The organism is Novipirellula herctigrandis, assembly GCA_007859835.1.
Classification (GTDB): domain Bacteria; phylum Planctomycetota; class Planctomycetia; order Pirellulales; family Pirellulaceae; genus Novipirellula_A; species Novipirellula_A herctigrandis.
Genome location: SJPJ01000001.1, coordinates 2,666,676 through 2,690,366 on the forward strand (window position 1 = coordinate 2,666,676; position 23,691 = coordinate 2,690,366).

A 23,691-nucleotide genomic window follows, 5' to 3' on the forward strand; every position below is an offset into this window, starting at 1 on the left:
AACCAACAAGCAAAAGGCCTCGCCTTCTTTGCCCAACGACTCGGCAAGCACCCAAAGCATCGGCATGCCGTCGCCAGGCGGGAAACGACAGTCACTTAATTTCGCCGCCAACAACCAACTCTTCGTATTGCTTCTTGGTCATCCATGTCAGATCCGTCCAATAGTCCGTATCGTTCGGTTGTGGAGCTCCAGGGGTCGTGCGTCCTTTGGCAACAATCTCGTTGATTTGTTGTGTTAGGCGTTCGACGATTTCGGGGTGCACACCGGCCACATTTTTCTCTTCAGATCGGTCAACCGATAAATCATAAAGCTCCGACGATTGTTTTCCGGTTGGCAGAACTAATTTCCAATTGTTGTCTGTAATGGAATATCGTCTCTGAGCACCACTATTGCCATGGTTAATTAGCGGCAATCGCTGATGGTTCGAATTTGGTTCGCGCAGCACCGACGCAAAACTTTGGCTATCTTCGCCCGCGTTGTCCGGCAGCGTTGCACCGACCAAATCAGCAAACGTCGCCAACAAATCAACTTGCCCAATGACTCCGTCCCACCGGCGCGAGGGATCGGCGATCCCCGACGGCCAACGCATTAGCAATGGAAGACGGTGCCCCCCTTCGTAAACCGACCGTTTGCCTTCTCGAAAGCCTCCGCGACTGTCATGACCGAAGTTACTGAGACTCTGCTTCCAATGGTTTTCGGGGCCATTGTCACTGGCGAATACCACCAGCGTGTTTTCATCCAAGCCATTGTCTTTGAGAAACGCCATAATTCTACCGACGTGATAATCGGTCTCGATCAAAAATTCACCGTATGCGCCGCAACTTCCTTGACCGTGAAACTCAGGCAGCGGGCAAACGGGATAGTGCGGTGACGTGTACGGCAAATACAAAAAGAATGGCTTCCCCTGTTTCGCTTCCTTGACCTTTCCATCCATCCACTGGATCGCTTTGTTGGTAAAGCGTGTCAGACACTCGCTGTCGACAAAGTCCGGGGCAATCTCGAACCCCTTTCTCTTCAGTTTCTCGCGAGTCTCTTGCGGCGAAGCATCATAAGGCGGCATGATTCGATAGTCCGACATGCGCTGGTTGGGCTTTTTGTTTGTGTACATCGTCGGCGGTACAGCAGCGTACCGATTTTCAAACCAAGCCAAGATGCCAAAATTCAACGAAGCGGGAACGCCATAGAAATAATCGAAACCTTTGTCGAGCGGCATGTCCTGGATCGGTTTCGACCAATCGCGATCCTCTGGCGCACCCGGGAAATCCATTCCCAAGTGCCACTTGCCGACCATCGCTGTGTTGTATCCTTGCTCACGCAATAGCGAGGCAAGCGTCGTTCGATTGTCGGAGATTAAGCATTCCCCTTCGGCGCCCATGACGCCTTGTTTCCGAGTCGTTCGCCAACAATAACGCCCTGTCAGCAAGCCGTACCGTGACGGAGTGCAGACCGAATCAGAACTGTGACCGTTAGTAAACGCGATGCCTTCGTTAGCCAGCCGGTCCAAGTTGGGCGTCTGGAATTTGGCATCCGGGTTCAACGCCGAAACGTCGCCATAGCCTTGGTCGTCGCTAAAAATCAGAATGATGTTAGGACGCGTGTCGGTCGCCATCGTCGGAACGACGGAAATGCACGAAAGTGCGATCACGATCGCCGTAGGCGCAAATGTCGGAGAGATCGCAAAAATATTGTTGTTCATGAGGGCAGGCCCGTTTTCGAATTTGGACAATTGCTCGCTGGCAACTGGCGAAAACACATTCATCACCAAAAAGCACATTCATCACAAAAATGTGCCACGTCGCGTAACGCTACGATTGCTATATTACCGGATTATGGTCTCCATCGGGGCTGATCTCAACAATAGCCTGCGACATCGCAATAATGGTTTGCGACAAAACCGACATGCCGCTTGTAAACATCCCGCTTGCCACGCTATCACCTTTCAGTTGAAAAATGCATCTGCTCGAAATGTAGGATACATTCTCACTATTGGTGCCGCTTTTTCACTATTGGTGCCACTTGATATGGGCCTCTTTTTTGACCAGATCGATCCGCACCGAGGCATGCGCAAACTCACGCGTTGCGGTCAGGCCGTTCCACCGGGCGACATCCTTGGGCGGCCCAAGTCGGCGGGCGAATTCAGGATAAGATTCCAGCATGCCGTCACGATCCGTGTAACCCCAAGAGTAGCAGAAGTAGGATCCGGTCTGCGCGCCGATCAGAAAGCAAGCAAGCGGAAACGTGATGCGCTGGCGAGCAAGTTCTAGCAGCTCCGCATGAGGCCGTTTCATCATTTCTCGATCGAGCCAGTTGAAACCCGGCCACCCTTTGACAACCACGAACTTTCCTTTCTCAGCAGCGAGTGCCACCGAATCGAGATCCGCTTTGATGTCCTCCGGGGCGGATGTCCGGAATGCACCGAAGTGCTCGATCATCACGCCATCGACGCCTTCCCAGTCAAGTATTTCGCGAAAATCCGTCGTCCTTAAACCGTTAACAAGCACCACACTATCGGGTCCTAGCTTGCGTTTGGTCAACGCGATCATCTCGCGCAGTCCATCAACGATGGCATGTGCCTTTGGTTCCCCAACCTGCTTTGCCAAAGCAGGTGAAATCGCCTGCGGTAGGGCGTCAATGAACACACCGCCGAGTGGCGCCGAGCGGTTCGCCGCCGCAACGACTTCCGACCACCACTCGCGAAACTCTGCATTGGACGGATCGGGACGCGGAGTGCCAGAGGAGTGAGTGACGACGTCGCCCGTAGCGGTGCGCAGCGTCCATTCCGGACGATAAGTTTTGTGCGCGTCATAGCCTCCCCAGTTGATGAACGCATTGAAATAGAACAACACTTTCGCATCGGGATTGCGGGCCGTGATTCGTCGGGCGGAGTCGGCAATGCCCGCTTCCGTGCTGCCATGCGTTCGGCTGCCGTGACCTTTCTCGAGCACGACAAACCGGCTGTGGCTTGCAATAAACGCAACCTCCTTCTCGGTCAAATCAACGGTGCGTTTTCCAAAGTGAATGTTCAGCGGCACCTGTTCCCAACTGAAACCAAGGAAGTCAGCAACGGTCTTAGAATTTTCCGAGGCCGCAGTGACTTCGCGATTTCCATCCGCATGCGCGCACTTTGCGGGAAGCGAGACGAGAACGACCATCAACGGCAAAGCAGTTTGGAACAATCGATTCAGGTTCATCAGATTCACCACTCTTGATCGAATTAATCAGTTGATCTCGACAGGACACTTATTTCGCATTTTTCCAAAGGACGATCTCTTCGACATCGTTCTTCGCTGGCGGCCCATCGGTACTTCGGCCACGTTCGATATCCGAGGTCAGTTGGCTTACAAGTTTTTCGACAACTTCGGGGTGCGAGTCATACAAGTTGGTCGTTTCGCCTGGATCGGACTGCATGTCAAAAAGCTGTCCGATTGGGCTATCTTTTGGCATTTGTTTTTCTGTCGGCGATGTCCAACCTGCCGAGCCTCTCGCTAGAAGCAGTTTCCACTTGCCTTGTCGATAGGCGAAATAACCACCAATCGAATGATGGATGACTCCCGCCCGAGTCGACACGATTGGTTGGTTGCTGAGAGCCGGTCGGATACTGACACTATCTTCGCCCGCGCCCTCCGGCACGGAAACTCCGATGATGTCAGCACAAGTGGCCATCAAATCGGACTGGCAAATCAGTTGGTCCGATATTGAACCGGGCTCGATCACCTTGGGCCAACGGACGATAAATGGTACGCGATGCCCCCCGTCCCATAGGTCTGCTTTGGACCCGCGCAAGTGGCCGCTTGGGTAGTGCCCCAGTTCCTGTAGTTTGGTGATGCCAGCTGCTTTCGAGCATCCATTGTCGCTGGTCATGATCACAAGCGTATTATTACTGAAGCCAGCTTGATCGATCGCGTCAACAATGTCACCAACCACCGCATCGGTCTGCATGACAAAATCACCGTACTTGCCAAGCGTGCTCTTACCTTGCCACGGTGTTGAAGGCAAGATGGGCGTATGCGGGGACGTGAATGCAACGTAGGCGAAGAAGGGTTTCGAGGCATCTTGTTTAGAGATGAACTCGACTGCCTTCTTTCCGATCATCGGTAAAACGTCAACGGCTTCGAACTCTGGTTCGGCTGGTCCTTTTCGGTTGAAGGCTTTCGTCGCAGTCCCTTCGCCAACAAACCGCTCGTTTTCAATGTAGATATAGGGTGGCATGTCAAGCGATGCGGAGATACCAAAGTAGTAGTCGAATCCGCGATCGACCGGACCGTTCTTGATCGTCCCCTTCCAATCGATGTTCGCAGGATTGTTTCCTTGGATTGGTTGATCATCCGTCATGGGCAGATCCAACCCCAAATGCCATTTCCCGATCGCTCCGGTGTTGTAGCCGCGTTGTTTCAGAAAACCGGCGACGGTCTGGCGATCCTTATCGATCAATGGCTTGCTGAAACCATACAGCACACTTTTCTGCAACTGTGTTCGCCAGTTGTATCGCCCGGTTAGAATTCCATAGCGGGTTGGCGTACAAACTGACGAAGTCGAATGAGCGTCGGTAAAGATCATGCCTTGCTTGGCCAATCGATCCATCGCTGGTGTCGCGATTTTTCCGCGATCTGGGTTCAAGCATTGCACGTCGCCATAGCCCAAATCGTCGGCAAGGATAAACACGATGTTTGGCGGCGTGTTTTCCGCAAAAACACTGAGTCCGACGACCGTCATCGCAATGCCACTCGCGAACGATGCGATCCTGGATAAATTAGTTTTCATATCTAGCTTTGATCCTGTACAGGGAGATCGGTTACGGGGAGATCGGTTACTGTTAGATCGGTGTTGGTTCCATGGTCACGAATGGGCCCCGAACTGATGACCGAATTTTGCTGGGACTGCGATCCTAAAACAACAGGATGCAATGTTTCGTTACAAATCGTGATCTCGGAGGCTCTGTAGGTTGCCGGTGAGTACTTGGCGAAGTGTTCTTCATGCCCATCTGGAACGCTCGGGTAGTCAACGCAAAGAAAATCAAACCGCATCGGGTAACCGACGATAATTGGACGCAGCGTTTCAGACGCCGAACTATCCGCGCGTGTGAATGTGATCCGGTGCCCTCGACCTTTAATTGCTGCCAGCGGATGGTCACCCAGAGAATGCGGAGAGGGAAGGACCTCAAGTTCAATGGTCTGTCCCTCGTGAGAGTCAGAGTGCACGTACAACAGGGGACCATACGCCGCATTGCCGCTGCAATTGGAGATCACGCCTCGACTGGGCAGCGAGTACCCCTGGACGACGCAGTCCAGCACCTTGCAATTGGTGACCTTGGCACTCTTGGCCATGTACAGTTTGATCCCACCACGAGTCTTTTTTACCACGCAGTTTTCCACAATCATTTCGCCTGCGCCCTTATAGGCCCGGATGCCATCCTCGGTACAATTGATCATGTGGTTCCGTGGAATCGGGAGCCCCCGGACCTCCTCGGGCCATTGAAGTTGGTAGTCGAATCGACTGGCCAAATCACGCGAATTCGTTTCGCTGTAGCAATCGTTACTGGGCCGCAGTGTTCCTTCGACAAAAGTGTTCCGTACGGTGGTTCGATCCCCGCCCTGGACGAAAATCGCGTGACCAAAGGCTTCCATTTTGATGTGGCAACTGTCGATGATCGCGCGATCGCCAGTGATCTGAATGGCGCAATGTTTCTCGAGGTCAAGGACACTACCGGCCCCAATCCCAAACATGTTTCCATAACCGTAGGGAAACGAACCTCTTACCGTCATCGTCAAGCCATCGATGCGGTTGTCGTCCCCAGGAATCGAAATCTCGGTCATGCCTCCGAGTTTCTTTCCCCGATTGTACGCACCATAGTCAGTGACCTCGATCATACCATCGGGATAGGTGTTCTCAAGCGTTCCTCCACGCATCGTGATATGGTCACCAGTGAGACTGAAAAGACGCCTACCGAAAACAATCTGAAGCGGAATCTTGATGTGACATCCGGACAGGTCCACGTCATTGTTCGAACCAGAAAACCGAAAACCTCTGCGATCCGAGACCTCGTAGGCTCCCGGTTTCAACACGATTTGCTGATTGCTCTTTGCGATGGCTGCACGCAAGCCTTCTAGAGAAGAAACCTCTACGGTCGGACGACGCCCTTCTTTCTGTGGCTCAAGGGCGAACGCCCTGAAGTTCGTATAGATGTGGTGAGTACCAACCATGCGAAACCCAAAGTAGCCTTCCCGGTATACAGGAAAGCGATCGAGGTCGTAGACGGCCTCCCGCTCAACAGCTTTACCCTCGCTGTCGGTTCCCTCAAACCGAATGCCATCGCCGCGGCCCATCTGGTAGACCAATTTGCCATCGACGATGTATTGAATCACGTCGTCATAGGCCACCAATTGCACCGTCATCACGGTGTCCGGAGTGATAAGGTAACCTGGTTTTTCGTCTTTGTCGTTCAGTGCGATATGTTCTGCTGGTTTGCCATCGACTTCGCGCGGGTATCGCCGAAACCGAGTCGTCGAATTTGTACGTCCACCGGTGCTTGCGTAATAGCAATGCATCTTGTCGTACGTTCCAAACGCTCCGGTGTACCGTTCTGGATCAAATAGGCCTTGATCAGGCGTTGCCGGATCCGTTGCCATCCAAAAGTTATTGATATCGCGAGGCTGGACACCTTTGATTGCGGGTTCATGAGTGGGGCAAAGCACGTCGTAGGTAATCATTACGCGTGTCGGAAGTTTCTTCTTGAACCACACGGTGCATCCGCGTCCCGGAACAAGGCAATCCAGCGAGTGGTTTTTCGCTTCAACGCGTGGTGGTTCGAACCCCGACCGCTGTTGAAGCTGAACGCCCCAGTTGTCGAGAGATTGAAAATCATCCTGTGCCAGCAGTGCACCAACGTTGAACAGCCCCACGCCATGGCCAAGCACCAGCGGATTTCGGTCGGTCGCTTCCGACGCTCTATCAACTTTCACCAAATCAGACGCACCTTTGGCAAATGCACTCGGACACAAGACGAAAATCAAAAGCACGCTGAAAAGAAATTTCTTACTTGCCGCAACGCGGTGCGCCATGCGATTCCCTTCGTGGGCAAGCACTTCGTATTGCGAATGCTTTGTGGGGGGTTTGTGCCAAGTCAGGCCATCGCGTCCATCGATTGACCGCAACCGGCAACACACCTTGAAGGCCTTCATTATTCTCAACGCAGTTGGAAACATCAATCGTCTTACTTTTATTGTCGTTATTGCTTCGCAGGAATGAATTCAACGAAATCGAGCCGAACGCGTTCTTGCTGGTCGGATTCTGCGACCAGTATAACTTCGTCACCGGTGTTTACTCGAATCTTTTCAAAACGTCGCCAACGCCAACAATCGACATCCTCATCCAACTTGAACCGGATAACTTCTTCATCGCCGACAAAAAGTCGCACGTCGCTCTGCCCGTGTTCTTCATCGAAATAGGTGATACGAATATCATAGTTGCCCGAGACGTTATCAAACCGGTAGGACGCTGAACCTTTGCCCATGGTCTCGGCACCCCACTCTTCCACGAAGTCATCGAATCGCCGAAAGTTGTCGAGCTGCATCTCTTCGACCTCTTTTCCAATGATCGGCGAGAGTCCCTGTACACCGGCTTCGATCATTCCCTGCTTAAAGGCCCGCATCAGGCCAAAGGACGCTCCGTCATAATGCTTCAGAGCAAGTCCGTTTACCCGGGCGGGATGTTCGATGGCGACTTTAATCCCGGCTTTTACCAGTTCCGGCGTGGCCTTCATCCGAGCGGCAATGCCGGTCACCAAAGGCATGTCCGGGCCGATCAAGCGTCGGTTCTTTTCCAGCCATGCCATGCGTCGCGAAAAGGTCTCGTTCGGATCGCCCTTCTGCTCTTGATGATCTTGATTGACAAGAGATCCCAAATACGGCGCCACCTCATCCAAATGCATGCCAACATCCTCAAGGACCCAGCCTCGGTAAGGATAGGTGTCGTTGTAACGCAGATGACACCTCGGATTCAGCCGCTCCTGTTTTATTTCCTCCGAGATCAGTCGATAAAATTCAGTGGTGGAGTGTCGTCTCAATTTCAGCCAATTGTGTTTCTCTGGTTGACTATCCGGATTGGATTGCAGCGTGGGAATGGCAGCCTCAAGATCGAAACCGATCTTCTTGGCTTCAGCAATGCAGTGGCGGCAAAAACACGTTCCCCCCATTTCAATGGCATTGTTTCGATCGAATAAGTGTTGGCAGGTTTGGATGTAGTCTAGATCGTAATTGGCTGCCAAATCTCCGAACAAGGCTATGACGTACTCTCGGACTTCTGGGTTATTGGGACAAAAGCGGCTACGGCTCCAACTGCTGCCATCGATTTTCCGTTGTTGCCAATCGGGATGGTCCTCGATGATCGATTTCGGAATGGGGAAATGCGAAACCTCTGCGCCGACAGCAAGTCCGCGACTCCGACAGGCATCCACCAGCAGCCTGAGCCAATCGGTTTTTCGGATCCATTCAACATCAGACAACAGCGGTTTGACTGTTCCATAGCGATCCATGTCGGGAAAGAAAGTCACCCGTGAATCTTCGGCCTGCCATGAGTCTCTGGCAGGATTATGCGGAAACTCGGGGGCCTGAAAGGGACGGTGTTCTTCATGCATGACGACCACCATGTAGACGTTATTGACACCGCACATGGATTGCATGTTTTCGAGTACATAGTCCATCCCTTCGTCCTGGATGGTCCAGGCGCGGAGCTGTGTGCCCACTTCAAACGCAGAACTGTCATTGGGGTTCCACAACCTTGAAACAGCAGAAGGTCGAACATGCTGCACATCCTGTGGTTGATCCGAATTCTCGCTGTGCTGCACGTTGAGTTTGGAGTCCGAATCGACAGATCCAGTACTCTGATTCCAAGCGTAGGTTTCGCCTTTACCGAGCGAGATCTCACGCGTTTCTCCACCGTAACCGACCTTAACCAAGCTCCCACCTAGCGAGCGAATCTTTGCCTGAATCAAACGGCCATCTTTCCAATCGATGTCGACCTCAAATCCGCCACGAGCCCGCAGGCCTTGCACGCTCCCGGTCGGCCAAGCCTCCGGAAGTGCCGGTAGCAAATGAATTTCACCGCCATGACTTTGCAGGAGCATCTCGGCGATACCAGCCGTTGCGCCAAAGTTAGCGTCGATCTGGTAAACACTGCCTTTATTGAACAGGTTCTCGGCAAACCTGGGCATGACATGATTGCTGAGGACGTTGTGAGCACGATTCCCATCGCCTAGACGTGCCCACAAACAGACCCTCCACGCGCCGGGCCATCCGCCGGTGTCTCCGCGTTGAATCAGTGACGTTTGCGCGGCCTTAAACAGTTCGGGAGTGTCGCGTCGATTGATTTGACTGCTTGGATACAGTCCATACAGATGCGAGACGTGGCTATGCTGATCCTCGGGATTGTCCCAATCCACCATCCACTCCTGTAGCTGCCCATGCCGACCAATTTTCATCGGCTGAAGACGCGACCGTATCTGTTGTACCTTGGAACGAAATTCCTGATCGAGATCCAAAATCTCGGAAGCCGCAATGCAACTGGAAAAGAGGTCTCGAAGAAGCTGCATATCAATCGTGGGGCCAGCGCAAAGCGAAACCCCAGAGCGACCGACACTGAGCCCATCTTTAGTTCCACCGCCGTGGCTGTGCTCCGGTGAAATCGACGGCGAGGTGATGAGGAAACCGTCTTCGTTTTCCACCAAGGTATCTAAGAAAAATTCGACTGCACCCTTAAGAATCGGATAAGACTTTTTGAGGTGTTCGGCATCGCCGGTAAAGAGATAGTGTTCCCAAAGATGTTTGCAGAGCCACGCGCCTCCCATCGGCCACATGCCCCACTGTGCGCCGTCAACGGGCGCCGTACCACGCCAAAGATCAGTGTTGTGATGGGCGACCCAGCCACCGGCTCGGTAGTGAACCTTTGCCGTATTCCTTCCTGGCTTCTGCAACTCATCGACCATGCGAAGCAGAGGCTCATGACATTCGCTGAGATTGCAGACCTCCGCCACCCAGTAGTTCATCTGGATGTTGATGTTGATCGTGTACTTGCTTCCCCAAGACGGATCGAGTTCGTCATTCCAAATACCTTGCAGGTTCAAAGGCTGAGTACCAGGACGTGAGCCGGAAATCATCAAGTAGCGGCCAAACTGAAATACTTGTGCATCCAGAAGTGGATCAACGCCGCCTTCCCTAACTCTCCTGATTCGTTCGTCCGTCGGCAAAGACTCTGTCTTATCGCCACCAAGGTCAATGGCTACGCGACCAAAGAGTGATGAGTAGTCATCAACATGTCGTTGAAGAAGCTGTTCGAACGATTTGCCACGAACTCGACTTGCATAGTCAGCAACTTTCTTGACGGGATCTCCGCTAACATCCTGATAGTCGACAAAACTGGTTGCGGCCACGTAGACAAGAGTAACGACGTCGGCATTTTTCACGGAGATCTTGTCGCCATGGGCAACCACCGTTCCGCCCTCCGCAATGACCTTGACTTGCGCTGCAAATCGAAGCCCGTCCTTTTCCCAGGGCGCAATCAATCCCCTGGCTCCATTCGCTCGACCATCTGCGCGAGGCGCGACGTAGCCCGTCATGAGCAATGTATTGTCAGCATTCGCTTGACTTTTGAACTCTTGCGGGCTCGTTAACGACAGGTCAAAGGAGATTTGCTTACGAGTATCACACCCAAGTTGCATCACGATGCATTGATCCGGATGGGACGCAAAGACCTTACGAGCAAAGCACGCGTTATCCACTCGATAGCTGACTGTACTAACCGCGTTCTGCAAATTGAGTTCACGGCGATAGTCACTTGGCTCTTCACTTTTTGGAAAATCAAGAATCAAATAGCCAAACGGCATGTAAGCTTGCTGGTACTTATGTTTCCCCAGCATTTTCTGGGCAGTTTCCTCTGCCTTGGCATACTCGCCTGTTTCAAGTAACCCTCGAACGGTGGCGAGGTGCCCGTAAGCTTCCGAGTTGTCATAGCTGTGGGGACCACCGCTCCAGAGAGTGTCTTCGTTTAACTGCAAACGCTCCTGATCAACTCCACCATAAACCATCGCTCCAAGGCGTCCGTTGCCGATCGGTAGTGCTTCAGTCCATTTCTCAGCAGGTTGCGTATACCAAAGTCTCAGTCCGTTTGGTGAGTCATCCGGCATGGCCGCGCGAAGATTCAGGGCGTCACCAAACAGAAGCAACATGCCCAGGCTGAACGATGCCAAAGAATGACAAGCGATTTTCGATGGTGTCATCGCTTAGATCTCTCCCTCTTCTCCGCGCCAAACGACGCTTTCACCTTCGGCAAGCGTCTTCTTCATGGTCTTGTTCTCGTAACGTACCTTTAGCGGGTTGCCATTGAACGACCGGATCGTTGCCTGAGTTAACTGACGGTCTTTCCAATCGATATCTACCTCAAAGCCCCCCCGCGCGCGCAAGCCGCGTACCGAACCGGTCGACCATACCTTCGGTAAAGCGGGCAACAGATGAACTTCACCGTCGTGACTTTGCAGCAGCATCTCTGCGATCGCGGCCGTGCCGCCAAAGTTGCCATCGATTTGAAAAGGAGGGTGCGTGTCAAACAGGTTGGGTAGCGTTCCCTTTTTCAACAGGTTGGTCAGCAACAAATGAGCGTGATCTCCATCGTGAAAACGCGCCCAGAAGTTGACTTTCCACGCCATGCTCCAGCCGGTGCCTCCGTCTCCGCGCGCTTCCAGAGATTTTCTTGCAGCCGCAAAAAGCTCCGGCGTTCCATTGGCAGTGATCTGTTGCCCTGGATGCAACCCAAACAGATGCGACGTGTGGCGATGCTTCGGATCCTTCTCGTTATAGTCTTCCACCCACTCCTGCAGACGTCCCGTCTTGGGACTAATCTGCATGGGCTGAAGTCTTTGTAACGCATCCTCAATCTCCCGTCGAAACGCTTGGTCAAGACTTCCATCGGGTGCTAGCGTCTTATTCGCTTCGAGCACATTCGTGAACAGGTCATGAATGATCTGCAAGTCCATGGTGGCCGCATAGGTAAACACCGATTGAGTTCCATCGGCCTTGACAAAGGTATTCTCAGGCGAGTGTGACGGATTCGTGACAAGCTTGCCCACCGCGGGAGTTCCCTCCGGAGCCTCCACGAGAAAATCCAAGATAAAGCGGGCCGCACCCTTCATGGTGGGATAGGCACGTTGAGCCAAAAATTCGCGATCCCCGCTAAACCAGTAATATTCCATCAGATCACGCACTACCCAGGCGGCACCGACGGGCCAAACGCCGTGAACACCGTCGGCCGGTGTGGTAAAGCCATAGATATCCGACAAGTGATGCACGACCCAGCCCCGGGCACCATAGTGAACCTTCGCAGTTCTTTCGCCAAACGGGACCAAGCTCTCCATGTAGTCAAGATAAGGCAGGTGACATTCAGAGAGATTGCAGGTCTGGGCGGGCCAGTAATTCATCTGCATGTTAATGTTGGTGTGATAGTCACTGTTCCAAGGCGCGTTGTAGTGCTGGCACCACTTGCCTTGAAGATTCGCGGGAAGCGTTCCAGGACGCGAACTGCTGATCAACAAGTAGCGTCCAAATTGAAAATAAAGCGTTTCCAACTGGGGATCATGAGCACCCGACTTCACCGCTCGCAAACGTTCGTCAGTAGGCATTTGAACCGCATCGGTGGTGCCAAGGTCGAGCCCGACGCGATTAAAGTATGACTGATAATCGGCAATATGGGCGGCGCGCAATTCTTGATAAGACTTGGTTGCCGCCGCCCATAGTGGTTTCTCGCACCGGGCGGTGGCGTCGCCTGAAATGTCGTTGGCATCGTTGTAGCTGGTCGCTCCGACCAAAATCAGTGTGACTTCATCTGCCTTAGAGACAACCAGTTTTCCGTCCTGGGTAGCGACCGTGCCGCCACTGACGATTGGCAGCAACTGGGCTTCGTATTTGACGCCAAGTCGGCCGCGCAGGATCAGGCGATTGCGTGACCCCAAGCTTGTCGTCGCGTCATCACGCTGTAAGTTCGCGGTGAAGTTGAGTTGGCCTGGTTGGTCGGCTGCTAGGTGAATCACGATGGCTTGGTCCGGCGAGCTGACAAAGACCTCGCGAGTGTAATCCACGTCCTCGATGCGATACTGGACACGGGAGATGGCCGTGGTCAAATCCAAGTCACGTCGGTAGCTGGCAACAGTCTCGGTCGCCGAGAAATCTAAAAAGAGGTCACCAAGAGTCTGATACGATTTGATCCGGTAGGGGTTGCCCATCATCTTCTGCTTGGCCAACCGAGTCGCTTCGTCATTCTTGCCTTCAAACAGAAGACGTTGCACCTGCGGCAACGCGGCCAGTGCCTCTGGATTGTTGGTGTCGCTAGGAGCACCATCCCAGACGGTCTCTTCGTTCAGCTGAATCCGCTCGTGATCGATGCCGCCAAAAACCATCGCAGCTAACCGTCCGTTGCCCACAGGCAAAGCTTCGGTCTCCCATCGGGTCGCAGGTTTGCGATACCAAAGTGTCAAAGGTTCCGTAGGTGGCGGAGCCTCAAGCGTATATTCAAAATCCGCACTCGGATTTTTCGATTCGTCCGGCGGAGGCGTCTTGGCCTGCAAGCTGTTTGTGACAAGCAGTGCAATGACGGGGAAAAGATATCGATGTCGCATCATTAGTGTCTTCATCTGCGAACGTTGCCTTCGATCTTGTGTGTTTAGAAGTACTTTTTGTTAGCTGTCTATTGATTGGTTGCAGTGCCGGCCATAAATGGTTGGTGGAATTACAATGACGCTCGGTCGGTTCGTAGAAAGTGAAAATGCTTCTTCAAAAGACCAATATCAAGAGTCCGGTTGAAACTCGCTCGAGCATTTGGATTTTGTTCCCGTTCAAGTGGACAGGTTTATCAGTGAAGGCCAAGTGAGACTTGGCGAATTTCGCTATTGACACGTTTCACTCAGCTTCCATTCCAATGATCCACAAAGAACTTTACCGTTCGCTCAACAATTGCCTGACGAGAAGGCTCGATATCTGCGTCCACCCTTCTCCAATTGTGTCCGGCATTGTTGATGATCATGATTTCGACCGGCGCTTCGATTGCCTTTGCTTTCTCCTGCATGTGGTAGGCATGCTTGACAGGTATGGTGGTATCCTTATCGCCTTGAATCATCAGCAATGGTGGACTCTGTTTCGTCAAATAGTTGATGGGGCTCATTTCGCGGTAGCGTTTGAGCTTGTTCTCGGGCGGCGAATCCGCTCCCAAAATCCGCGCACTAAAGCGATCATTAAAATCGGGCCGGTCATCGTGATTGAATAGGTCTAGCTTTTCAAAATCACACGGTCCGTACCACGAGACTCCCGCAACGATTCTGTAAAAAGCAGCAGCCAGCGCCGGATCGCCCGACAAACTCTCGGGCGTTGAAAGAGCTATCATCTGTGCGATTTGCCCGCCTGCAGAGTCTCCCATGGCATACACACGCATCGGATCGATGCCAAGGGATTCGCTGTTATGCGCTAAGTAGCGAACCGCGTCTTTGCAGTCGATCACGCAATCACGCATGGTGACCCGGCCGCCCTTGTTGCAAAGCCGGTAGTCGACTGACGCGACGCAAAATCCTTTCCCAACCAGTTGGCTGAACACGTCCGCAAACGAACCGCGTGCCGCGCCAAATCGACTCCCGGCCGACCAACCTCCGCCGTGCGTATAGACGACCACCGGGGGCTTGTCGGTTTGATTGCCCGTCGGATAGTAAAGATCCAGGTGTAAATCACGCTTGGGCGTTTTCTTGTAAAGGACGTCGAGCTTGCGCTCACCACCCGTCTCCAGGTATTTGGGCGTGCTGACGCGTTTGGCGGCAACAGCCTGCCTGCGTTCTGCTTTGGCAGTGGCCGCTTCAGCATGCGTGTTGTCTGCTGCTTGGACTCGGTACCCGCAACAACACAATAACACCATGGTCACGATGAATCGACTATTCATTTTGTTTCGCCTGTCTTTAAAGAACGCATTTTGGATATCTCTACAGAAAACTCCTGAAAAGCGGTGTTTTCACCGCCGCCCGTTTCGGTGACCGGTGAAACGGCCCACACAATCCAGCGAAACTTTCCAAGCGTCTTTCCGTCTGAGGCGCGCAGTGACGCCGCAGTAAAATCGGCTTCAGCTTCGCCCGACGTATCGATCGTGCCCAGCGGCGTAAACCGAGTCAAATCCCACCCTGGATCGGTCCCCGCACTGCTGCCGTATAGGACCAGTTTTTGAGCTCCACGAAATCCTTTCTGGTTGAACGACCAACTAGTGATGGCCGCAACGGGCTGCAGCGAACCCAAGTCCATTTTATAGGCTCCGTTTCGGATTCCGTTGGAAAACACTGGCCCAAACCCTGCAGCAAGTTTTCCGTCGGTCAGCGATGCCAACGGATCGTTGCTGGTTTTTTGATTCGCGCTAACTTTCACGTTGGAAGAAGCCCCCGGCAACAGTTTTTGAAAGCCGTCATCACTAGACGCCGTTTCGACCACCAACCTCGCCCCCGGTAAGACGAAAGGTTTTACAGCCTGATGCCCGCTTCTCGGCGGAGCCAAACCTTGCGTCGCCTGGTGCCCTTCCAGATCGACCTTCCTCGTACCTTGCAAGGCCTTGGAAGCATCGTACTGGATCACATTGGGCGTGTGCTGCTTCTTATCCGTGACGATCTCGAAAGCCCATGCATAAAGGCTTTGTCCGAGGTCTGACGGAGGAGTGATTTGCAGACCCTGTGTGTTCAATTCCCAATCGACATCCGCACTGGATCCAAGCAAGCGAACCGTTTTCACTTGACCTTTTTGCCAGCCCGCTGTGTCAGAAATGGTGAACGGCGAAGTTGGCTTTGCAAGTTTGATGGCGTACAGCCTGTTGCCGTTCGTCGTGAAGGCGAGGTGTTCGTTCTCCTGATCGCTTACCTTCCAATAACGCGTACCGTAGATCGCTTGACCGTTGATCTTTAACCACCTGCCCATCGCATTCAGACGATCGACCTGCGGAGCGGGAATGGTGCCGTCTGCCATCGGGCCAATGTTGACAAGAAAGTTTCCATTGCGACTGACCACTTCAATCATCTCGTGGATAACACCTTCAATGCTCTTGTACTGATCGCCCTCTAAATAGCCAAAAGAGGTTCCAAAAGTGGTGCAACTCTGCCACTTTGGGCCGATCACGCTAAGTTTCAGATTGTCTTTCTCTAGACAACCCACACCATCAGGCCAATTGCGATTGGATCCTTTGTTGTTGCAGTACACTTCCTGGCCGCGAGCCGCGGCGTCATTCATAAAGTCCGTGATCATGCCACGAACCTGATCGTCCATGTATTTGATCTCCGGCCTCATCGTTCCGTTGCGGACTTGATTGCCATCGCGTGTGTAAATGGGAAAGTCATCAACCCACAAGAAATCGGGATGGTATTTGGATTGGATCTCTTTCCATCGCGCGACATAGTCATCCACAAACGCTTTGCTATAGCTGAACTCAGGTCCGTAAAGCATCGCGGCCTCGGGAACCCGCTTGATCTCTTTCGCTATGTCCGCGCGCGGCTCGCTGTGAACCGCGTACTTCTCGGTGGCGAAAAAACCAGTGTGCCGTTCTCGGTGATAAGAAGGAGCGTACTTAAGCCCTTGTTTGCGAACCGCCGCTCCAAGGTCTCCAACCAAGTCACGATGAGGTCCCTTGTCGACCGCGTTCCACGGCGTCAGATCGGAGTCCCAGTTAGCCCAGCCATCGTGATGTTCCGCCGTTAGCACGACGTATTTGGCGCCGACTTCCGCGAACAACTTGGCCCACTGATCGGGATCCCAGTTCTCTGCCTTGAACTCAGGAATGATATCCTTGTATCCGAACTCTGGCGGAGTCGCCCCCCAGCGTTGTTTCATATAGGGGTAATGGTGCGAAGGATCTTCGTAGAAAATCTTCGGCACATGCTCCGCATACCCTCGGCCACCTTTGCGATAACCAATCGCACTGTACGGTCCCCAATGAATGAAGATGCCAATCTTGCCATCATCAAACCAGGCGGGCACCGGCATCTCTTGTAGCGATTCCCAACTGCCGTCATAAACGCGATTGTTTTCTTGAGCGGAAGCATGGACGGCCCAATAAGACACTAGACAGCTTGTAAGCAAAAAAACCGTGTATCGAGCTTTCATCGTTTACTTAATTCTCCATGTGGGATAGACACAATCACGAGCTACCGGAATGAGCTACCGGAATGAAATCGAAATCTTATCAAGCATCGGTTTTGACTTGTTCTCGGTTGTGTCGGTGAGGCGGACTTCGAACTGAAAACCAAAGCCTTCAGGCAATTCGGACAGGTCGACCGAGGCAGGTTCCTTCGCCACCTGCTTTGAGAAACCGGGTGTGTAGTCGTACGCCTCCCTGACCTCCATCCAATCACTCCAAACATCGACGTTGCCATCGCCAGTGGTGTCGACCCCGACTCGGGTTTCGACCGACTCAACCCAAGGCCCATCGCTCACATAATCCGTCTTCATCTGCGTCGCCAAGTAAAACTTCCCTTCGGCGAAACAAACGTCGGGATCAGGGTGACCTTTGCCAATGTGGTCGCAAAACGTGAAGGGCTGGTCGATGCTTGGAGAGGTAAACCAACATGCGCTCATGCTATGACCGCCAACCGGATCGTAATCGCCGAACAAGTAGTAGCGACCACCAATACAAATCGATGCCCAATCACCGTACGCCTCCTGTTCAGGCGTGTGAACTTCGTATTCAGCGATACTCGTTTTGTAATTCTTAGGATCCTCTTTGACCCAGTGGGGATGCTTGTAAGTCCTGATTTCGCCGGTCGGCTTAGTTCGATTGTCAACGGCAGGAGACTGAATTATGAATCCATCGACTCCATTCGGACTCACCGCATGCCCGGCTAACGGAGAATCCCACGATCGCTTGCTCGCATCAATCGGATCCCAGTTTTCAAAAATCACATGAACGTTACCGTCGAGATCACGAATAAATCCAGCATCGGAACCGTGGGACGGATCATCGACTGCCTTGCCCTTGTTTTCTCCGGGCAGGCCGTCCGTCAGATCTTCATCAACGTAGACGTGTGGATCCTGATCGTTGGGAAAGTCATAGTAGATCAGTGTCTTGCCGTCGATATGCTCGGCGCTGGTAACCCAGCGTGAAAAGTTCTCGGTCACAGGACCGTGATGAACCCAGTTGACCATGTCCCGGCTTTGCCAAGCATGGTATCCACCCAAGCGAGGTTTTAGCCCACCAGGAGCATCGAACTGATTGGCAAACGGGGTCGTTTTCAAAGGAATATCAAACCCGTCCAGTGTGGCAGTCTGTGCCTGAAACTTAGGCTGTGTTTTTGCATTCGCGCCTCGACGTTTGGCGGCACTGTAGCGCCCAAACATCCAATAGTTGGCCGGACCCAAACTCAAAAGCACCGGTGCGTCGGCCAAGTTCGAAGGACCAAGATTCGCGATCGGCCGCCAGTTCTGCCAAAGCGACGATTGTTCAAAAACGATCGACTGAGCCGACTGCTTCTTCTCGAATCTTCTTACCGTGCTTTGCAGTGTCGCTTTCTCACCCGTCGGGCTAACCACGCCGTCTTTCACCTCGACGTTTGTTGTTTCCGCGATGCCCTGCTGCCACTCATCTTGTGTGTCGACGACCCAAGACTCACTGCCTACGGCAACGGGCAATGCACAGATGGTTGCGAACAAAAATACGACCGTTGAAATTTGCATTCGTTTCATATTGCGTCTCATTGGTTCCTTACGTTTCATACACTAAAGACTCGATTTACCTACCGAAGTGGAATCAACTCCTACAAACTTCTCCGCCACGGTATCTGACCAGCCTCGGTGACTAAAGATGCGTCGGACACGATTGACAAAGACTTCGAGGCCGTAGCGTCTCTCCTTGGAGGACTGTTTAACGGCACCCACGATGCCTTCGGGACCCTGATAGTTCACCGCCAATGATTCCCATGCCGGATTTAATTTCTGAGCCGAAACCAAACTGGACAGCAAACCCAACCGAATGCAATAGACACTTATTTGTATTCTCATCGTCTAACTCAATTATTCATCGATGCGGTCCAGGACATTGACCGGTGAAGCAATTGCCACGACTGGGCCTGAAAATGGGACTGGTAATCAATGCGCTTTCGAAAAACACTCTCTCTTTGGCGAGTCGATCGATAGGGGACGTTTTCGTCACGGGGTGCCCGGTCATATTCCGCGAATCTTGCCGCTGATCATCCGTTTTGATGAAGATAACGTTGGGCGTTCCGGATTCGATCTGTGCCGACGTCGCCCGCAGAGGACTAATTGCGATCATGGAAATCAGGAGGATCGCCGTTGAAACATTCTTCATGTGACTGATACTTCTTTCATTGTCTTGGTCGTCTCACGACACGTTACGTCATCGCGATCGGATGGAGATGCCGCCCGACCGCCTGAAGGATCATTTGCGTTCCATCTCATTGGCCGAAATAAAACCGTTCTTATCCTTATCAAGGAGCTCAAATTGACGCGAAAAGATGGTCGTAAACTCTTCGCGCGTGAGTTGTTCATCTTGGTTCTGATCCGCTCGGCCGAAAGATGGGTGAGAGTGTTCCCCTGGCGATAACACTCCATCCTTGTTTTTGTCTTTACGATCAAAGCCCCCGACAAAATGCGCGATGTACTCATCAGCCGAGATTTCCCCATCCTGATTGGCATCCTTGTCCTTTAACGATGGGGATGGGGTCGCAGACTTGTTTACGACTGCCCGATTGACGAGGCCGCCTTGTACTGAAATTGCGGACGCCGCAAATCCAGCTTTCGATCGCCCGATCTCTGGGAAACTCTGCAAGAAATCGTTTTCGTCGATCAGATTGAGGATGTAATGCGTGGTGCCTGCGGGAAGTTCGACGACAGCCTTCATGCCAGCTTGGAGGTCCACCGGAGTTCGATACCACTCCTCGTAACGCTCGCCACCGTTGAGTGTATAGATCAAGTCGGCGACCTGAACTTTGGCTCCATTTTCTTGGTATGCAAACTCGACAAGGTTGCCATTCTTCGTGTGGGACAGAACAGTGCAGACGTTTTCATGGCCGGGAAGTTCGCTAACGCAGTCCGGGTTGTAGTACGGATAGCTCGCCTTCATCTCCGTCAAGATTTCTGTCAGTTTCTGATTCATCGATACTGTCAATTCCGGCTTGGAATCGGCAAGGTTGATGGCCTCTTCGATGTCGACTCGCGTCTGCGTGTCTCCAACGGACTGATAAAGCTGAAATAGTTCAAGTTCAGGCGTCTCCGCATTCATCACATGGTCATAGTTGCGAATCAGTTTGTAGTCGCCGATCCGGATCGTACTTTCTAAAGCAACACCATGCGGAAAATGCCAGACCATCGTATCCCGCACCCCACCATCGACCTTTTTTACCAAAGCTGGATTCGTTGGGTCGCTGAGCAACAAGTCGGATAGGTCGCATCCGTCGAGATGTTTGCCTCTGGGGATCGCCGTTCCCGTCAGCGAAAGGATCGTCGGATAGAAGTCCAGCCCGTTGACAACAACGTTCGTCTGTACGCCCTTCTGAATTCCAGGGCCAGCGATGAACAACGGCACGCGTGTGCCACCTTCCTTGGCAGAGATCTTTCCGCGATCCAAGGGATGGTTATCCGTGTAGCGTTCCGACGGACCGCCTTCCATCCCGCCGTTGTCCGACGTAAAGATGATGTACGTGTTCTCGCTCAGGTTGTGTCCAGGCCAACGAGGGTCTTCTGTTTCATCGAGGTATTTGAAAACTTGACCCACGTAATAGTCAAGCATCTCAACCATCGCACAATAGAACGGGTTTAATTGGCCAGCAGTCTCCTTGGAGACTGTCTTTCGTGGATCGACGCCTAACCTCTCGACGTATTTGTCCAGCAGTGCTTTGGAACGTGTGTGAATGGGGGCATGAACAAGCCAAGTGGCGTAGTAAAGATAGAAGGGCTGGTCTTTGTGCTCACTCAAAAACTCAAGGGCGTCTTCGCTGTTTTGATGATAGGGAAAACCGTTTTCATCCAGCCGATAAGGATCATCTACTGCATTGGTCGCGAATTCAGCGAGACGATCCTTGGTTCCGGCGTGCGCTCCGCGATTGGAACGGGTGAAGTCAAACCCTTGATCTTCGGGTTGGGGAAAAGCATGATGATCAATTGCCATGTGCCATTTGCCGACGTGCCCGGTGACATATCCATTGGTCTTAAGTGCTTTAGGCAACGTCATTTCGCCGGCAGGCATGCGACCGCTGTACCACGGGTCCATCATTCGGGCGTTGGGATTTCTCGCATGGGGCGGAGCGCCACCAACCACATGCGTTTTCTGGGCACGTGCGGGATGGTTTCCGCTCATGATGGCGCATCGCGAGGGCGCACAGGTCGGCGCTGGCGAATAAGCCTGCCAAAACATGACGCCGCGTTTTGAAAACGCATCAAGGTTGGGCGTATCCATCGGCGAGGGGGCGTCAATGTCGTAGCACTTCAAATCTTGCCATCCAAGGTCATCCGTTAAGATATGAACGATGTTTGGCTTGTCAGGACGCTCGGCGTGCGTGGTCGAAGTCGCGACCAGAGCAACCAATACGGCAAAGCTGCAGAACACGATCGATCGACTCATGGTTTTTCTTGCGCTAACAAAAGTGTTCATTACTGCTCACTTCCCCTGATCATGTTTGTGGATTGCCAGACGAGCGGTCTTGCCATTGAGACCGAACAGGCAATGGTCTTGAATGGCACGAAGTTAAGCGATTTCGAATGTGAGCCGACGGACGTTGTGATCGCACTGGTTAGATCCGCGTTCCCAAGACTCAGTCGCAAGCCCACGGCCTTGATCTCGCCTTGTGAGGTCAAATCAAAATGGCCACGGGAAAATCGGCTGCGATAGATCCACAACCTCTCTTTGCCGTCATCAGGCAGTCGATGATCGTAGTAGTCATGCCGTCCTGCGTAAATCGAAATAGCATTGCCGGCCGTTCCTTTAGCTTGGGAAAACAAGAAACCGACATTGCCGTTACCCGTGTACGGAGCGTCCTCCCAGCGATTGGAAACGCGATCCCAATTCAAACCGTACCGCGAGAGGCATGCTTGCCAATCGATCGATGCTTCGCCACGGTTCAAACTGACCAACCGGTTTGCTGTCGCCGAATTCGCGAATGCAAGCAGTAGCATCAGGGTGACGTAAAGGCCAGCTAAGAGACGATTCATGGTGACAAATTCTTGCAACTTTTGAATTCAAGCGTTCACAACGATCGCTTGATCATCATTTCATGTTGTTTCGCAATGTGGAGAAATTCTTTGCGTTGGGTTTGGCTGGGAGCGTTGACTTCCACTCGGAAAGTTCCTTCGTTAGCTGTACCACCACTTCCGGATGAGTCTGTTTTAGATCCGTCTTCTCATAGGAGTCCGCAACGATGTCATAAAGTTCCACATAACTACCGTCATGGTTCGCGACAAGTTTCCAATTTTGGTGCACCACACAGTAGGAAACCCAGTGATAGGGTTGTGTCTTCGCGGCTGGCCAACGCGATGCCATTTTCCAAAACAGCGGTTTGTCGCGTCCAAAGCTCTCTTTTCCCTGAAGCTCTGCCACCAAACTCACTCCATCCGCTTGGTATCCCTGCGGAAGCTCCACACCGGCGACATCACAAAACGTTGGCAATAGGTCGACCGCCGAAATCATTAGTTTTTTGTTGACCCCATTTGCCGCGATCTTTCCTGGCCACCGCGCGATGAAGGGAACGTTGATGCCTCCTTCAAACAAGGCTGCTTTGTGCCCTTTGCGTCCAGCGGTTACGCCCTTGGAAGCCCCGACTCCAAAACCAGCGCCCGTTGCCGTGTCGTAGCTCAATTCGCAAGGCGTTGGTTTTGCAGCACGCGCAGGGCCATTATCCGAACTAAAAATCACCAGCGTGTTGTCGGTCAAACCTAAACGATCGAGCGCATCAAGAACCTCCCCGATTCGATCATCCGCGTGTGAAAGCACAGACGCGTAAATCTCGTCAGCCTGTTCAAGCCCGCTGTCTCGAAATTGCCATCGATATTTCGGAATAACGTGAAATGGCGTGTGTGGTTCGTGAATCCACAAGTTGATAAAGAACGGCTGGCCCGCTTGGTGACTTTTCTCAATGAAGCTAATCGCGTTGGCCGCGTCCTCGTGAACTGGCATCTGTTCACCAGAACAATTAAATGCACCGTATGTGTCGTAGCCGTACCTAGCAGGTGACGGCGAATCGGGAATCATGTCGTTCGACAAATGCCATTTTCCAAAGTGAGCCGTGGCATAGCCAGCCGACTGCATCAACCTTGGAATCGTGACCACACTCGTATCGAGCCAATCGGGCATATTGCGTTTGGCGTTGCTAGGCACCCATGCAAAGTGCCCGTCGATATTGTAGCGTGCCGGAAAATGCCCCGTCATTACCGCCGTGCGACTTGGCGAACAAACACCACTGGCGACCGTGAACCGATGGAAATCCGTTCCCTCACGAGCGAGCTTGTCGATGTTGGGCGTCCTTACATATGGATGCCCGTGACAACTAAGATCACCCCATCCCCAATCATCAGCGAAGATGAACAAAACATTTGGCTTTACCGAACTCGTTTCAGCCGCGACGGAGATCGCATGAGGGCATGCCCACAACACGGCTGCAATGAATAAGTTTATGCGATTCATAAGGGATGCCCATCA

At 52.7% G+C, this 23,691-nt stretch carries 13 protein-coding genes; all 13 read right to left on the reverse strand.

Annotation, left to right across the window (positions count from 1 at the left end; translation table 11 throughout):
- Positions 1 to 91: 91 nt before the first annotated feature.
- On the reverse strand, positions 92 to 1,696 hold the full coding sequence (locus CA13_RS09890; RefSeq protein WP_146395956.1) for a sulfatase family protein: 1,605 nt from the start codon (positions 1,694 to 1,696) through the stop codon (positions 92 to 94).
- 307 nt (positions 1,697 to 2,003) lie between these two features.
- The gene (locus CA13_RS09895) at positions 2,004 to 3,191 is read right to left on the reverse strand and encodes a putative glycoside hydrolase (RefSeq protein WP_146395957.1); all 1,188 of its coding nucleotides are present in this window, start codon (positions 3,189 to 3,191) and stop codon (positions 2,004 to 2,006) included.
- A 49-nt stretch (positions 3,192 to 3,240) separates the two neighbouring features.
- Complete coding sequence (locus CA13_RS09900) at positions 3,241 to 4,713, reverse strand: sulfatase family protein (protein WP_419195103.1); 1,473 nt, start codon at positions 4,711 to 4,713, stop codon at positions 3,241 to 3,243.
- A gap of 50 nt (positions 4,714 to 4,763) precedes the next feature.
- Positions 4,764 to 7,178, reverse strand: a complete 2,415-nt coding sequence (locus tag CA13_RS09905) for a right-handed parallel beta-helix repeat-containing protein (protein ID WP_419194139.1) — start codon at positions 7,176 to 7,178, stop codon at positions 4,764 to 4,766.
- A gap of 47 nt (positions 7,179 to 7,225) precedes the next feature.
- The gene (locus tag CA13_RS09910; protein ID WP_419194140.1) at positions 7,226 to 11,269 is read right to left on the reverse strand and encodes a glycoside hydrolase family 95 protein; all 4,044 of its coding nucleotides are present in this window, start codon (positions 11,267 to 11,269) and stop codon (positions 7,226 to 7,228) included.
- 3 nt (positions 11,270 to 11,272) lie between these two features.
- Positions 11,273 to 13,660 (reverse strand): glycoside hydrolase family 95 protein, encoded by a 2,388-nt coding sequence (locus CA13_RS09915; RefSeq protein WP_146395964.1) that lies wholly within the window; start codon positions 13,658 to 13,660, stop codon positions 11,273 to 11,275.
- 281 nt (positions 13,661 to 13,941) lie between these two features.
- A complete protein-coding gene (locus CA13_RS09920) occupies positions 13,942 to 14,961 on the reverse strand; it encodes an alpha/beta hydrolase (protein WP_146395966.1) in 1,020 nt (339 codons plus the stop codon).
- Entirely contained in the window at positions 14,958 to 17,153 is a 2,196-nt protein-coding gene (locus tag CA13_RS09925; protein WP_146395967.1) for an alpha-L-fucosidase, read from the reverse strand. Before CA13_RS09925 ends, CA13_RS09920 begins: the two co-directional genes overlap by 4 nt.
- A 54-nt stretch (positions 17,154 to 17,207) precedes the next feature.
- Complete coding sequence (locus CA13_RS09930) at positions 17,208 to 18,728, reverse strand: hypothetical protein (protein WP_419194141.1); 1,521 nt, start codon at positions 18,726 to 18,728, stop codon at positions 17,208 to 17,210.
- A 33-nt stretch (positions 18,729 to 18,761) separates the two neighbouring features.
- Positions 18,762 to 19,043 carry a hypothetical protein gene (locus tag CA13_RS09935; protein WP_146395969.1) on the reverse strand — a complete coding sequence of 94 codons (282 nt, stop codon included), beginning with the start codon at positions 19,041 to 19,043 and terminating at the stop codon, positions 18,762 to 18,764.
- A gap of 397 nt (positions 19,044 to 19,440) precedes the next feature.
- Positions 19,441 to 21,621 carry a sulfatase-like hydrolase/transferase gene (locus CA13_RS09945; RefSeq protein WP_146395971.1) on the reverse strand — a complete coding sequence of 727 codons (2,181 nt, stop codon included), beginning with the start codon at positions 21,619 to 21,621 and terminating at the stop codon, positions 19,441 to 19,443.
- A gap of 29 nt (positions 21,622 to 21,650) precedes the next feature.
- Entirely contained in the window at positions 21,651 to 22,208 is a 558-nt protein-coding gene (locus CA13_RS09950) for a hypothetical protein (RefSeq protein WP_146395973.1), read from the reverse strand.
- A gap of 55 nt (positions 22,209 to 22,263) precedes the next feature.
- Entirely contained in the window at positions 22,264 to 23,676 is a 1,413-nt protein-coding gene (locus CA13_RS09955; RefSeq protein ID WP_146395974.1) for a sulfatase family protein, read from the reverse strand.
- Between the last annotated feature and the right edge of the window lie 15 nt (positions 23,677 to 23,691).